Raw genomic sequence first — 13,371 nt, forward strand, 5'->3', positions numbered from 1 at the left:
AGGCTTAACCATACAACACCCAAAGGGTTTTGATGGACTCAAAGTAGAACATTGAATGTGTAAACACAGAACTTGCTCTTTATTTTAAAGAAAGCAGCTTTCCGAATTAAGAATTTGCTTGGCGACCATAGCGTTGTGGACCCACCTGACTCCATGCCGAACTCAGAAGTGAAACGCAATAGCGCCGATGGTAGTGTGGGGCTTCCCCATGTGAGAGTAGGACATCGCCAGGCTTTAAATTTTGGACATCTGCAATAGCAGATGATACCACTGCGGAGTGGTAGTTCAGTTGGTTAGAATACCGGCCTGTCACGCCGGGGGTCGCGGGTTCGAGTCCCGTCCACTCCGCCACTTATTAGAGAGTCGTCTCATTAAACACGAGATAGGGGTGTAGCTCCAATTGGCAGAGCAGCGGATTCCAAATCCGCGTGTTGGGAGTTCGAATCTCTCCACCCCTGCCATATTTAAGGCTCTAGTCGAAAGACTAGAGCCTTTTTCATTTTTCGTTTGTCTCCAGTCTAACCAATAGCCACCTTTACCAATGATGGATTTATATCTATCACAAAACAATCGCCTGTGAATCTACTACCTAATGATCTTACTTTACTGTGTTAGCATGGTAGCAGGATTGGATGATAGGAGAGGGAATGGATCACTTGCAAAGGGTTAGACAGCTTCAATTCTATTTAGAGGAGAACTGCTCTGAGCGACTTAATTTAGATAAGGCCTCAAAGGTCGCCAATCTCTCACCTTTCCACTTACATCGAGTGTTTAAAGTCGTAACAGGGGAGACCATCTCTGAATATATACGCCGAATAAGGTATGAGAAAGCTGCACAGTTACTCATGTTTCAATCCTCTTCAATAACAGCAGTGGCACTAGAGTGTGGCTTTTCAAGCTCTCAGGCTATGGCCAAAAGCTTTAAAACTTATATTGGTGTCACCCCAACTCAGATTAAGCAATGCCAAACCATGCAGGAATACTCGGCTTTAATGAGAAATAGCAAGATTGGATCCAAGCTCCGCAAGAATGGTAACGAAGTAGGTGCTTCTCTTAGATATTCTGATTTCGAATTAAAGAAGCAAGGGAATATTGATATGAAGACAGTGAATTTAGAAAAGAGAACGGTTGCGTATGTTCGGGTTGTTGGGCCTTACGGTGAGAACTATGAAGAAGCGGTAGAAAAGCTCTATTTATGGGCTGGGGCTAAAGGTTTACAAGGAGAATGCCTATTTCTCTATCATGATAACCCTGAAATTACACCTGCTGATAAGTGTCGAACAGATATCGCTTTGCAAGTACCTGAAGGTACGACTGGTGGGAGTGGCGTTGCTATCGAGGTGATCCCTGCGGGGAGCTATGCAGTATTACGTAAAACTGTTGAAGATAAACAGCAATATGAAAAATACTGGAATCAGTTGATTGAGGAAATCATTGCGAAAGAGTTTGAGCTGGATCAGCGCCCATGTTTCGAACTGTATCATTCTTATGATGAGAAAACGGGTAGGGCTGATGTGAGTTTTTGTGAAGCTATCAAAATCTAATTAAACAAAAAGCCCACTCGTTGTAGAGCGGGCTAAGAATTTCAGCTGTGACGGAGCTTTTGGTTATTTTAGGAGTGCTTCATTGCCATTTTCACGGATGTGCTTAAGAATACCTTTTACACCACGTGCACTTGAAGCAACAAGGTTACCAGATTTTATATAATCCGTACCACCAGCGAAGTCGGTGACAATAGCGCCAGCTTCGCGAGCAATCAATTCACCTGCAGCGATGTCCCAAGGCTTTAGGCCAAGTTCGAAGAATCCATCAACACGCCCAGCTGCTAAATAACATAAGTCTAGGGCGGCAGAGCCCGTACGACGGAAGTCTGAACAATCAACAAAGAGTGAAGACATGATCTTGAAGTAAGACTCAGAGTGTTGCTTCTGTTTGAATGGGAAACCTGTAGCTAGAACAGTGCCTTGAAGATCTTTTAATTGCTTAACACGAATGCGAGCATTGTTAAGTTGAGCCCCAGAACCACGTTGAGCCGTGAAGAGCTCGTTGAGCATAGGGTCATAAACACAAGCGACTTCTGTTTTGCCTTTGATGCGTACAGCAATCGATACAGAAAAATGAGGCAAACCTTTTACAAAGTTTGTTGTGCCATCCAGTGGGTCGATGATCCATTGCACTTCGTCATCTTTACCTTGAATAAGGCCTGATTCTTCACCAACAACAGTGTGATCAGGGTAAGACGCTTTGATCGTATCGATGATGATAGCTTCTGCTTCTTTGTCTACGTTAGTAACAAAGTCATTGATGCCTTTTTGAGTCGATTCAATCTTCTCAGCATTTTCTAAAGATTTAGCAATATGATTGCCTGCTTTTCGTGCAGCACGAATAGCAATATTAAGCATTGGATGCATACTAATTTCCCAACGGATGTTAAAGAACAGAAAAACGGGCAGCAGTATACCAGATAAACCTCCAAATGGAAGTGGTTAATTTTTACACTTTTGAGTTAATTCCGTGAAAGGGTCTGACCATTTTACTCAGGTATATGATAATATCGCGCAGTTCAAAATTCTGTCTTGGAAAACACCAATGCTAAACAATGTCAAAGTAGTACTGGTTGGCACATCTCACTCAGGAAATATCGGCTCTGCAGCTCGCGCTATGAAGGTGATGGGATTGTCTAACCTAGTTCTGGTTGAACCTCAATGTGAGATCGATGATCAGGCTATTGCACTCGCGGCTGGGGCTGCTGACATTGTACAGCAGGCTACTATTGCAGAGACTTTGAGTGATGCCGTTGCGGATTGCAGTTTGGTCGTTGGCTCCAGCGCACGTTCGCGCACCTTAGAATGGCCAATGCTAGAGCCTCGTGAATGCGGTAAGAAATTCGTGGAACAAGGCTCTGTGGCTCCTGTTGCCTTGGTATTTGGTCGTGAACGAACAGGGTTAACGAATGAGGAATTACAGACTTGTCATTATCACGTATGTATTCCAGCCAACCCCGAATACAGTTCGTTGAACTTAGCGATGGCAGTACAAACACTTAGCTACGAAGTTCGTATGGCTTACTTAGATAAAGAACAAAGCCAATATCAACCCGTTACGACTGAGGAATACCCTAGGCACAAAGAACTCGAATTGTTTTTCCTGCACCTTGAAAAAGTGGCTAAGTTAACCCAATTCATTAGTGATGATCATCCAGGTAAGGTTATGAACAAGCTACGTCGTTTGTTCAATCGGGCCCGACCTGAAGCTCAAGAACTGAATATTCTGCGCGGGATTTTGACCTCTGTTGAGAAGAAAATGAGTCGTTGATTTATCCTCCTTTTATGTGGGGTTGAATACTTGAGTAAAATAGTCAATTATATACTTGACCAAATTACTCAAGTATGAAAAACTCTATACCACATAAACGATGTGGATATGGTGTTATATGAGACTTACATCTAAAGGAAGATACGCAGTTACAGCCATGTTAGATGTGGCTCTGCACTCACAGCAAAACCCAGTACCGTTGGCGGACATTTCTGAACGTCAAGGTATCTCGCTTTCTTATCTGGAGCAGTTGTTTTCCAAGCTACGTAAAGCGGGGTTAGTCTCCAGCGTTCGTGGTCCTGGTGGTGGTTACCGATTGGGAGCAGAAGCGAATACCATTGCTATCGGCACAGTTATCGCCGCTGTTGATGAGTCTGTGGATGCAACTAAGTGTCACGGTAAAGCCGACTGTCAAGGTGGAACGCGCTGCCTGACGCACACTCTTTGGCGTGATTTGAGCTCACGTATTAGTGACTTCTTAAACAACATCACCTTGGGTGAGTTGATGACGGATAATGAAGTCCTTGAAATTTCAGACCGACAAGACCTAGATCTTGCGGTAAATCATGGGTTTTCTAACAAGAATTCTAACACCGCGCCCATCGGTGTAAATGTCCGCTCTTAAGCGGTTTGCCTGTTACATTGGAGTAGAGAATGAAACTGCCTATTTATCTAGATTATTCAGCGACTTGTCCTGTAGACCCTCGTGTGGCTGAAAAAATGGTTCAGTACATGACAATGGACGGTACGTTTGGTAACCCAGCATCTCGTTCACATCGATACGGCTGGCAGGCAGAAGAAGCGGTTGATACTGCTCGTGAGCAAATTGCTGATCTACTGAATGCCGACCCTCGCGAAATTGTTTTCACTTCTGGCGCGACAGAATCAGATAACCTTGCAATCAAAGGTGCAGCTCATTTCTATTCGAAGAAAGGTAAACACGTTATTACGTGCAAAACTGAGCACAAAGCTGTCCTAGATCCTTGTCGTCAATTAGAACGCGAAGGCTTCGAGGTGACATACCTTGAGCCAGAATCGAATGGCTTGATCGATCTTAAAAAGCTTGAATCAGCGATGCGTGAAGACACGGTATTGGTTTCTATCATGCATGTGAATAACGAAATCGGTGTTATCCAAGATATCGCTTCAATTGGCGAATTATGCCGTGAGCGCAAAGTTGTTTTCCATGTGGATGCAGCGCAATCAGCTGGTAAGCTTCCAATTGATGTGCAAGAAATGAAAGTCGATTTGATTTCACTATCTGCGCACAAGGCGTACGGTCCTAAGGGTATTGGCGCATTGTATGTACGTCGTAAGCCTCGTATCCGTCTAGAAGCTCAGATGCACGGTGGTGGCCATGAACGTGGTTTCCGTTCTGGCACATTGGCGACACACCAAATTGTTGGTATGGGTGAAGCTTTCCGCATTGCTAAAGAAGATATGCAGAAAGATTATGACCATGCAATGGCACTGCGTAACCGTCTTTATGATGGAGTTAAGGATCTTGAAGCCGTTACTGTAAACGGTTCATTTGAACAGCGCGTACCGCATAACCTAAACATTAGCTTTGCTTTCGTAGAAGGTGAATCACTGCTGATGTCTCTTAAAGATCTTGCCGTCTCTTCTGGCAGTGCGTGTACATCTGCAAGCCTAGAACCTTCGTATGTTCTTCGCGCTCTAGGTTTAGATGATGAGCTGGCACACAGTTCTGTACGTTTCTCATTCGGTCGCTTTACTACTGAAGAAGAAGTGGATTACGCAATTGAACAAATCCGCGTAGCCGTTACTAAGCTGCGCGACATGTCTCCTCTATGGGATATGTACAAAGAGGGAGTGGATTTAAGTACTGTTGAGTGGGCACACCACTAATCAGTAACTAAAGCTCCAAGGATAGTAATAGAGGATTCGAGGTAAATAACATGGCATATAGCGAAAAAGTAATTGATCACTACGAGAACCCACGCAACGTTGGTTCATTCGATAAAGAAGATCCAGCGGTAGGTAGCGGCATGGTAGGAGCCCCTGCTTGTGGTGACGTAATGAAACTTCAAATCAAGGTAACACCGGAAGGTATTATTGAAGATGCAAAGTTTAAGACGTACGGTTGCGGTAGCGCGATTGCATCAAGTTCACTGGTAACTGAGTGGGTTAAAGGTAAGAGTATTGATGAAGCAGCAGCGATTAAGAATGCTGAAATTGCTGAAGAACTTGAATTACCGCCAGTAAAAGTACACTGCTCAATTCTTGCAGAGGATGCAATCAAAGCAGCGGTTGCTGACTATAAGAAAAAACACCAAGACTAAGTAATCAGTATATAATGGGAGCCTAAAGCTCCCATTCCGTTCGCAAATCAACACACAAGGTGCAGTATGGCCATCACAATGACAGAAACCGCGGCAAGTCGCGTTAGAACATTCTTAGAAAACCGAGGAAAAGGTATCGGTTTACGCTTAGGTGTCAAGACGACTGGCTGTTCTGGTATGGCTTATGTGCTTGAATTTGTTGATGAACTTAACGAAGAAGACTCGGTATTCGAACACGAAGGTGTTAAGGTCATTATCGATCAAAAGAGCCTAGTGTACTTAGATGGTACAGAGCTTGACTATGTTAAAGAAGGGTTGAATGAAGGCTTTGAATTCAATAACCCGAATGCTAAAAGTGAATGTGGTTGTGGTGAAAGCTTCAACGTATAATTGATAGCACCTGCAAGCCTCACTTGCAGGTTGATTACCAAGGGCCGAATTCTCCATGAATTACTTTGAATTATTTGGGCTACCAAGTCAGTTTCAGCTGGATGGTAGCCTTCTTTCTTCACAATTCCGTGATCTTCAAAAACGCTTCCATCCAGACAACTTTGCCAATGGATCCGAGCGTGATCGCCTAATGGCGGTACAAAAAGCATCAGAGATTAACGATGCTTATCAAGTCTTAAAAAGCCCTCTCTCTCGTGCAGAGTACATTCTTGCTGAAAATGGTGTGGATATTCGTGGCGAACAGCAAACGATGAGTGATCCCATGTTTCTAATGGAGCAAATGGAGCTGCGTGAAGAGCTTGAAGCGATCTCGACTCAGTCTGATCCAGAAGACGCGCTATTCGACTTTGATAGCAAGGTGAGCAAAATGTACAAGCAGCATCTTCAGTCTGTTGAGCAGGAACTGAATGATGGTCTTTGGCTGCAAGCCGCTGAGCGTGTACGTAAGCTAAAATTTATCGCCAAATTAAAAAATGAAATCGAGCTAGTGGAAGAGAAACTCCTCGGCTAGTTATAGATAAGGAACCACCATGGCATTACTTCAAATCGCAGAACCGGGTCAAAGCTCGGCGCCACATGAGCATAAACTGGCTGCGGGCATCGATCTTGGCACGACAAATTCACTTGTTGCGTCTGTTCGCAGCGGCGATGCTGCAACGCTAAAAGATAAGCAAGGGCGTAGCATCCTGCCATCAATCGTCCACTATGATGGTGAGCAAACTGAAGTAGGTTATGACGCGAAAGCGCAAGCCGAAGTTGACCCACAGAACACAGTGATTTCAGTGAAGCGGTTAATTGGCCGCTCACTTGAAGATATTCAGGCTCGCTATCCAAATCTACCTTATCAATTTAAAGCGAGTGATAACGGTCTTCCTGTTCTTCAGACCGCATCCGGCGATAAAAACCCAATTGAAGTCTCAGCCGATATTTTGAAAGCGTTAGGACAGCGTGCTGAAGAAACGCTCGGGGGAGATTTAGCGGGTGTAGTGATTACTGTACCAGCATATTTTGATGATGCTCAGCGCGCCGGAACTAAGGATGCAGCTAAACTGGCGGGCCTTCATGTGCTTCGTCTTTTGAACGAGCCTACGGCGGCGGCGATCGCATATGGTCTAGACTCTGGTCAGGAAGGCATCATTGCTGTTTATGACCTCGGTGGTGGTACGTTTGATATCTCAATACTTCGTTTATCAAAGGGTGTATTCGAAGTACTGGCTACTGGTGGCGACTCAGCATTAGGCGGCGACGACTTTGATCATCTCCTCGCTGAATTCTTGATTGAAAAGGCTGGAGTTCACACCGCACTGACGGCCGAGCAAAACCGCAAGGTTCTCAATATCGCGACGGAAACAAAAATTGCATTTTCTGAGCAAGATAGTGTCGACGTTGACATCCTTGGTTGGAAAGGTTGTGTGACGCGAGAGGAATTTGAATCTTTAATTCAGCCTCTTGTAAAGAAAACCCTGATGTCTTGTCGCCGAGCACTGAAAGATGCAGACGTTGATGCGGATGATGTGCTTGAAGTTGTCATGGTTGGCGGTTCAACTCGTACACTACTTGTCCGCGAAATGGTTGGCGACTTTTTTGGCAGAACGCCGCTCACTAGCATCAACCCTGATGAAGTGGTTGCCATTGGTGCAGGTATTCAAGCGGATATTTTAGTGGGGAACAAGCCTGACTCAGAAATGCTGCTACTCGATGTTATTCCACTTTCTCTCGGCATTGAAACCATGGGTGGGTTGGTTGAGAAAATTATCCCACGCAACACCACGATTCCAGTCGCACGAGCACAAGAATTTACCACGTTTAAGGATGGTCAGACGGCCATGAGTGTTCATATTGTTCAAGGTGAACGTGAAATGGTAGATGACTGCCGCTCGCTCGCTCGCTTTTCACTCAAAGGTATTCCACCAATGGCTGCGGGCGCCGCACATATCCGAGTGACATACCAAGTGGATGCGGACGGTTTACTCTCTGTGACTGCGATGGAAAAGAGCACGGGTGTTCAGTCTGAAATTCAAGTGAAGCCTTCTTATGGCTTGAGTGATGACGAAGTCGCAAACATGCTTCGAGAGTCGATGACTTATGCGAAAGAAGATATGAAGGCGCGAGCTTTGGCAGAGCAACGTGTTGAAGCTGACCGAGTGATTGAAGGTTTGCTAGCTGCAATGCAAGCTGATGGTGACGAGTTACTGTCTACAGCTGAAAGAGAAGTGTTGATTAAAGCTATTGAGTCTTTGATTGAGCTTCGTAATGGCGAAAATGCAGAGGCTATTGAGCAGGGAATCAAGGATACAGACAAAGCAAGCCAAGAATTTGCTTCACGCCGTATGGATAAATCGATTCGAGCTGCACTGTCAGGTCAATCGGTAGATGATATTTAAGAGATAAGAAGTTATGCCTAAAATTATAGTATTACCACACGAAGATTTATGCCCAGAAGGTGCTGTACTGGAAGCAAATACGGGTGAAACTGTACTGGATGTGGCTCTGAAAAATGGTATTGGTATTGAGCATGCGTGTGAAAAATCGTGTGCCTGTACGACTTGTCATGTTGTTATCCGCGAAGGGTTTGATTCCTTGGAAGAGAGCGATGAGCTTGAAGATGACATGCTAGATAAAGCATGGGGCTTAGAGCCTGAGTCTCGTTTGGGCTGCCAAGCGAGAGTTTCTGACGAAGACCTTGTAGTTGAAATCCCTAAGTACACATTAAACCACGCATCAGAAGATCACTAATCTACGTATCATCATATAGGACGTGTAATCATGAAATGGACAGACTCCCGCGATATTGCAATTGAATTGTGCGATAAATTTCCAGAAGTGGATCCAAAGACAGTACGTTTTACCGATCTACACCAATGGATCATGGAACTGGATGACTTTGATGACGAGCCTAATCGTTCAAATGAGAAGATTCTTGAAGCTGTGATCCTATGCTGGATGGATGAAATGGATTGATACTGCTGAAAAAGTCTTTCCAGTTAACAAATTTTACTAAAAATAACGGGCCTCAGTGCCCGTTTTTTTATCGAATTGACATTTTAACCCTACAAAATGCTAACATCCGAACGTTAAGCAAAATGGCGTAGGCAACGCTAATAAAAGGACAAGGAGAAACCATGTCTACACAGATGTCAGTATTTTTGAGTCAAGAGCCCGCTGCACCGCACTGGGGGGAAAAAGCGATCCTTTCTTTCACTGAGAATGGTGCCACCATTCACCTCGGTGAAGGCCATGATCTTGGCGCTGTCCAACGCGCAGCGCGTAAATTGGATTCACAAGTTATTACGGCTGTCTCTCTAGAAGGCGCAGGTTGGGACCTAGAAAGTGTATGGGCATTTCACCAAGGCTATCGTGGACCAAAGAAAAACAACACATTAGCTTTACCTGAGTTAGTGGAAGCAGCTCAGAGTGAGTTGGAAGCGCGCATTAAAGCGACCGAATTTACTCGCGATATTATTAACAAGCCTGCTGAAGAAGTGGCACCACGTCAGCTCGCGACCATGGCTGCTGAGTTTATCAAGTCGGTCGCGCCAGAAGGTACGGTTAAAGCTCGAATCGTGAAAGATAAAGACTTGCTAGCGGAAGGCTGGGAAGGCATCTATGCGGTAGGTCGAGGCTCTGAACGTACATCGGCGATGCTCCAATTAGACTTTAACCCAACTGGTGACGAAGACGCACCAGTGTGGGCATGTTTAGTCGGTAAAGGTATTACCTTCGACTCCGGTGGTTACAGCATTAAACCATCTGGCTTTATGACGGCGATGAAAGCGGATATGGGCGGCTCAGGGACTATTACTGGCGGCTTAGGTCTCGCGATTATGCGTGGGTTGAACAAGCGTGTGAAACTGATCCTTTGCTGTGCAGAGAATATGATTTCTGGGCGTGCACTTAAGCTGGGTGACATCATTACCTATAAAAATGGCAAAACCGTTGAGATCATGAATACCGATGCGGAAGGTCGCCTTGTTCTTGCCGATGGCCTTATTTATGCGAGTGAACAAAACCCTGAGCTGATCATTGATTGCGCGACCCTAACAGGCGCAGCCAAAAATGCATTGGGTAACGATTACCACGCACTGATGAGTTTTGATGAAGAGCTTTCTCAACAAGCGCAATCGGCGGCAAGAGAAGAAAAGGAAGGCCTTTGGCCTCTACCTTTAGCGGATTTCCATCGTGGGATGTTACCGTCAAACTTTGCGGACTTATCCAACATCAGTAGCGGTGATTATTCTCCAGGTGCAAGTACCGCTGCCGCTTTCCTCTCTTACTTTGTAGAAGACTATAAGAAAGGTTGGTTACATTTCGACTGTGCTGCAACGTACCGTAAGTCTGCCACCGACAAGTGGGCAGCTGGTGCGACAGGTGTTGGCGTGCGTACTCTTGCAGGCCTACTCATTCAGCAAGCAAACAAATAAATCCAAGAAACAGCTAGCTGTTTCTTGAAGTAAAACAAAGAAAATAAAAGGATACCCTATGGCTCTAGAAAGAACCTTTTCGATCATTAAGCCCGATGCAGTAGAACGCAACCTCATCGGTGAGATCTATCATCGTATTGAAAAAGCGGGTTTACAGATTATTGCAGCGAAAATGGTACGTTTAACTGAAGCGCAAGCGAGCGGATTTTACGCTGAACATGAAGGCAAGCCATTCTTTGAAGATCTCAAAGCGTTTATGACTTCAGGTCCTATTATGGTGCAGGTTCTTGAAGGCGAAAATGCTATTGCTCGCTATCGGGAGCTAATGGGTAAAACCAACCCGGAAGAAGCGGCATGTGGTACGATTCGCGCTGATTACGCACTCAGCATGCGCCATAACTCTGTTCATGGCTCAGATAGCCCAGAGTCCGCAGCGCGTGAAATTGAGTTCTTCTTCCCTCAAGCTGAAATCTGCCCACGCGGATAAGCCGTGGCTTAAGTAACACAAAGGTGCTGCGAATAATGATATGAGCAGCCCTTTTTCTCTATATAAGCTCGTATAACGAGCTTAGATTGATCATAAAAACTCATCATTTACTGCTAGTATTGGTGAGAAAAGTTTTTTTTATTCACATAGGCACGCAAAGCTATCAGTCTTGACAGATTGTGATATACTCTGCGCGCAATTTATACCTTATTAACAGAGTAAGACAATGGCAGATTTATCAAAGTACAGAAACATTGGTATTTTCGCGCACGTTGATGCGGGTAAAACTACCACCACTGAGCGTATCCTTAAGCTTACTGGTAAAATCCACAAAACTGGTGAAGTACATGACGGTGAGTCTACAACTGACTTCATGGAGCAGGAAGCTGAGCGTGGTATCACAATCCAGTCTGCTGCCGTAACTTGTGAGTGGAATGGCCACCGCCTAAACGTTATCGATACTCCAGGACACGTTGACTTTACAGTAGAAGTTTACCGTTCACTTAAAGTTCTTGACGGTGGTATCGGTGTATTCTGTGGTTCTGGTGGTGTTGAGCCTCAGTCAGAAACTAACTGGCGCTACGCTAACGATTCAGAAGTATCTCGTCTGATCTTCGTAAACAAACTAGACCGTATGGGTGCAGACTTCTTCCGCGTTGTTGACCAAGTGAAGAACGTTCTAGGTGCAAACCCACTAGTAATGACTCTGCCTATCGGTCGTGAAGACGATTTCGTTGGTGTTGTAGACGTACTGACTCGTAAAGCGTACGTATGGGATGACTCAGGTCTTCCAGAAAACTACGAAGTTCAAGACGTTCCAGCTGACATGGTTGACGATCTAGAACAGTACCGTGAAGAGCTAGTTGAGACTGCTGTAGAGCAAGACGACGACCTAATGGAAGCTTACATGGAAGGTGAAGAGCCTTCTATTGAAGACCTTAAGCGTTGTATCCGTAAAGGTACACGTGACCTAGCATTCTTCCCAACATTCTGTGGTTCTGCGTTCAAGAACAAGGGTGTTCAGCTAGTACTAGACGCTGTTGTAGATTACCTACCAGCGCCAACTGAAGTTGATCCTCAGCCTCTAACTGATCCAGAAACTGGCGAGCCAACTGGTGAAGTTGCAACTGTATCAGCAGACGAGCCATTAAAAGCGCTAGCATTTAAGATCATGGACGACCGTTTCGGTGCACTAACGTTCATCCGTATCTACTCTGGTCGCATGAAGAAGGGTGACACTATCCTTAACTCTGCAACTGGTAAGACTGAGCGTATCGGTCGTATGTGTGAGATGCAAGCAGACGAGCGTAACGAGCTTACTGAAGCACAAGCGGGTGACATCATCGCTGTAGTTGGTATGAAGAACGTTCAAACTGGTCACACTCTATGTGATCCTAAGCACGAATGTACTCTTGAAGCTATGATCTTCCCAGAACCAGTAATCTCTATCGCTGTTTCTCCGAAGGACAAAGGTTCTACTGAGAAAATGGGTATCGCTATCGGTAAGATGGTTGCAGAAGATCCATCTTTCCAAGTTGAGACTGATGAAGATTCAGGTGAGACTATCCTGAAAGGTATGGGTGAACTTCACCTAGACATCAAGGTAGACATCCTTAAGCGTACTTACGGCGTTGAGCTAGAAGTAGGTGCTCCACAGGTAGCTTACCGTGAAACTATCACTCAACCAGTTGAAGATAGCTACACGCACAAGAAGCAGTCTGGTGGTTCTGGTCAGTTCGCGAAAATCGACTACCGCATCAAACCAGGTGAGCCAAACTCTGGCTTTACGTTCTCTTCAACAGTTGTTGGTGGTAACGTACCTAAAGAATTCTGGCCTGCAGTTGAGAAAGGCTTCCAAGGCATGATGGAAACTGGTGTTCTAGCTGGCTTCCCAACTCTAGACGTAGAAGTTGAACTATTCGACGGTGGTTTCCACGCAGTTGACTCTTCAGCTATCGCTTACGAAATCGCTGCTAAAGGCGCATTCCGTCAGTCTATGCCTAAAGCGGGTGCACAACTTCTAGAGCCAATCATGAACGTTGACGTATTCACTCCAGAAGACAACGTTGGTGACGTAATCGGTGACCTTAACCGTCGTCGTGGTATGATCAAAGACCAACAAGCTGGTACTACAGGCGTTCGTATTAAAGCAGACGTTCCTCTATCAGAAATGTTTGGCTACATCGGTCACCTACGTACTATCACTTCTGGTCGTGGTCAGTTCTCTATGGAGTTCGCACACTACGCACCTTGTCCAGCAAACGTTGCTGAGCAAGTAATCGCAGAAGTTAAAGAGCGTAACGAGAAGAAGTAATTCTTTACGCTAGCTAGATAGCTTTAAAACCCCTGAAGTGAAAGCTTCAGGGGTTTTCTTTTTGGGCCTAAAAGGGGCTGT

General features: G+C 45.2%; 14 protein-coding genes, 2 tRNA genes and 1 rRNA gene. 16 read left to right on the plus strand and 1 reads right to left on the minus strand.

Going from position 1 to position 13,371, the window contains the following annotated elements; translation table 11 throughout:
• Nucleotides 1-117: 117 nt before the first annotated feature.
• From rrf to L1D23_RS21140, 4 genes are all read left to right on the plus strand, one after another.
• Nucleotides 118-233: ribosomal RNA gene (gene rrf, locus L1D23_RS21125) — 5S ribosomal RNA — on the plus strand.
• Nucleotides 234-274: 41 nt separating this feature from the next.
• Nucleotides 275-351, plus strand: a tRNA-Asp gene (locus L1D23_RS21130).
• Between the two features lie 33 nt (nucleotides 352-384).
• Nucleotides 385-461: transfer RNA gene (locus L1D23_RS21135), tRNA-Trp, on the plus strand.
• Nucleotides 462-647: 186 nt separating this feature from the next.
• Nucleotides 648-1,544 carry an AraC family transcriptional regulator gene (locus L1D23_RS21140; protein ID WP_239871433.1) on the plus strand — a complete coding sequence of 299 codons (897 nt, stop codon included), beginning with the start codon at nucleotides 648-650 and terminating at the stop codon, nucleotides 1,542-1,544.
• A gap of 63 nt (nucleotides 1,545-1,607) precedes the next feature.
• Here the strand turns inward: L1D23_RS21140 and suhB are convergent, their stop codons facing one another.
• Nucleotides 1,608-2,411 (minus strand): inositol-1-monophosphatase, encoded by an 804-nt coding sequence (gene suhB / locus L1D23_RS21145; protein ID WP_239871436.1) that lies wholly within the window; start codon nucleotides 2,409-2,411, stop codon nucleotides 1,608-1,610.
• A gap of 178 nt (nucleotides 2,412-2,589) precedes the next feature.
• Between suhB and trmJ the strand changes: the two genes are divergently transcribed.
• The 12 genes from trmJ (at nucleotide 2,590) to fusA (ending at nucleotide 13,290) form a co-directional block, all read left to right on the plus strand.
• Nucleotides 2,590-3,315, plus strand: a complete 726-nt coding sequence (gene trmJ, locus L1D23_RS21150) for a tRNA (cytosine(32)/uridine(32)-2'-O)-methyltransferase TrmJ (RefSeq protein ID WP_239871439.1) — start codon at nucleotides 2,590-2,592, stop codon at nucleotides 3,313-3,315.
• 118 nt (nucleotides 3,316-3,433) lie between these two features.
• A complete protein-coding gene (gene iscR, locus L1D23_RS21155) occupies nucleotides 3,434-3,940 on the plus strand; it encodes a Fe-S cluster assembly transcriptional regulator IscR (RefSeq protein WP_239837387.1) in 507 nt (168 codons plus the stop codon).
• Nucleotides 3,941-3,969: 29 nt separating this feature from the next.
• Nucleotides 3,970-5,184, plus strand: a complete 1,215-nt coding sequence (locus L1D23_RS21160; protein WP_239837388.1) for an IscS subfamily cysteine desulfurase — start codon at nucleotides 3,970-3,972, stop codon at nucleotides 5,182-5,184.
• Nucleotides 5,185-5,234: 50 nt separating this feature from the next.
• On the plus strand, nucleotides 5,235-5,618 hold the full coding sequence (iscU, locus tag L1D23_RS21165; protein ID WP_239837389.1) for a Fe-S cluster assembly scaffold IscU: 384 nt from the start codon (nucleotides 5,235-5,237) through the stop codon (nucleotides 5,616-5,618).
• A 66-nt stretch (nucleotides 5,619-5,684) separates the two neighbouring features.
• Nucleotides 5,685-6,008, plus strand: a complete 324-nt coding sequence (iscA, locus tag L1D23_RS21170; protein ID WP_004747799.1) for an iron-sulfur cluster assembly protein IscA — start codon at nucleotides 5,685-5,687, stop codon at nucleotides 6,006-6,008.
• 55 nt (nucleotides 6,009-6,063) lie between these two features.
• Nucleotides 6,064-6,579 carry a co-chaperone HscB gene (gene hscB, locus L1D23_RS21175; RefSeq protein ID WP_239871442.1) on the plus strand — a complete coding sequence of 172 codons (516 nt, stop codon included), beginning with the start codon at nucleotides 6,064-6,066 and terminating at the stop codon, nucleotides 6,577-6,579.
• A 19-nt stretch (nucleotides 6,580-6,598) separates the two neighbouring features.
• Complete coding sequence (gene hscA / locus L1D23_RS21180; protein WP_239871445.1) at nucleotides 6,599-8,452, plus strand: Fe-S protein assembly chaperone HscA; 1,854 nt, start codon at nucleotides 6,599-6,601, stop codon at nucleotides 8,450-8,452.
• Between the two features lie 13 nt (nucleotides 8,453-8,465).
• A complete protein-coding gene (gene fdx, locus L1D23_RS21185) occupies nucleotides 8,466-8,804 on the plus strand; it encodes an ISC system 2Fe-2S type ferredoxin (RefSeq protein WP_239837392.1) in 339 nt (112 codons plus the stop codon).
• Nucleotides 8,805-8,834: 30 nt separating this feature from the next.
• On the plus strand, nucleotides 8,835-9,029 hold the full coding sequence (gene iscX / locus L1D23_RS21190; RefSeq protein ID WP_239837393.1) for a Fe-S cluster assembly protein IscX: 195 nt from the start codon (nucleotides 8,835-8,837) through the stop codon (nucleotides 9,027-9,029).
• 161 nt (nucleotides 9,030-9,190) lie between these two features.
• A complete protein-coding gene (gene pepB, locus L1D23_RS21195) occupies nucleotides 9,191-10,489 on the plus strand; it encodes an aminopeptidase PepB (RefSeq protein WP_239871448.1) in 1,299 nt (432 codons plus the stop codon).
• A gap of 58 nt (nucleotides 10,490-10,547) precedes the next feature.
• On the plus strand, nucleotides 10,548-10,976 hold the full coding sequence (ndk, locus tag L1D23_RS21200; protein ID WP_239871451.1) for a nucleoside-diphosphate kinase: 429 nt from the start codon (nucleotides 10,548-10,550) through the stop codon (nucleotides 10,974-10,976).
• Nucleotides 10,977-11,202: 226 nt separating this feature from the next.
• Nucleotides 11,203-13,290: an elongation factor G gene (fusA, locus tag L1D23_RS21205; protein ID WP_239871454.1), complete on the plus strand. Its 2,088-nt coding sequence runs from the start codon at nucleotides 11,203-11,205 to the stop codon at nucleotides 13,288-13,290.
• Nucleotides 13,291-13,371 lie beyond the last annotated feature (81 nt).

This window comes from Vibrio sp. Isolate24 (assembly GCF_022398215.1).
GTDB lineage: Bacteria > Pseudomonadota > Gammaproteobacteria > Enterobacterales > Vibrionaceae > Vibrio > Vibrio coralliilyticus_A.

What these genes read in the sequence shown, in the direction of transcription:
- iscA (WP_004747799.1), top strand. Translation starts at nt 5,685, where the DNA reads ATGGCCATCACAATGACAGAAACCGCGGCAAGTCGCGTTAGAACATTC.
- trmJ (WP_239871439.1), top strand. Translation starts at nt 2,590, where the DNA reads ATGCTAAACAATGTCAAAGTAGTACTGGTTGGCACATCTCACTCAGGA.
- fdx (WP_239837392.1), top strand. Translation starts at nt 8,466, where the DNA reads ATGCCTAAAATTATAGTATTACCACACGAAGATTTATGCCCAGAAGGT.
- pepB (WP_239871448.1), top strand. Translation starts at nt 9,191, where the DNA reads ATGTCTACACAGATGTCAGTATTTTTGAGTCAAGAGCCCGCTGCACCG.
- L1D23_RS21160 (WP_239837388.1), top strand. Translation starts at nt 3,970, where the DNA reads ATGAAACTGCCTATTTATCTAGATTATTCAGCGACTTGTCCTGTAGAC.
- hscB (WP_239871442.1), top strand. Translation starts at nt 6,064, where the DNA reads ATGAATTACTTTGAATTATTTGGGCTACCAAGTCAGTTTCAGCTGGAT.
- iscR (WP_239837387.1), top strand. Translation starts at nt 3,434, where the DNA reads ATGAGACTTACATCTAAAGGAAGATACGCAGTTACAGCCATGTTAGAT.
- hscA (WP_239871445.1), top strand. Translation starts at nt 6,599, where the DNA reads ATGGCATTACTTCAAATCGCAGAACCGGGTCAAAGCTCGGCGCCACAT.
- iscX (WP_239837393.1), top strand. Translation starts at nt 8,835, where the DNA reads ATGAAATGGACAGACTCCCGCGATATTGCAATTGAATTGTGCGATAAA.
- fusA (WP_239871454.1), top strand. Translation starts at nt 11,203, where the DNA reads ATGGCAGATTTATCAAAGTACAGAAACATTGGTATTTTCGCGCACGTT.
- L1D23_RS21140 (WP_239871433.1), top strand. Translation starts at nt 648, where the DNA reads ATGGATCACTTGCAAAGGGTTAGACAGCTTCAATTCTATTTAGAGGAG.
- suhB (WP_239871436.1), bottom strand. Translation starts at nt 2,411, where the DNA reads ATGCATCCAATGCTTAATATTGCTATTCGTGCTGCACGAAAAGCAGGC.
- iscU (WP_239837389.1), top strand. Translation starts at nt 5,235, where the DNA reads ATGGCATATAGCGAAAAAGTAATTGATCACTACGAGAACCCACGCAAC.
- ndk (WP_239871451.1), top strand. Translation starts at nt 10,548, where the DNA reads ATGGCTCTAGAAAGAACCTTTTCGATCATTAAGCCCGATGCAGTAGAA.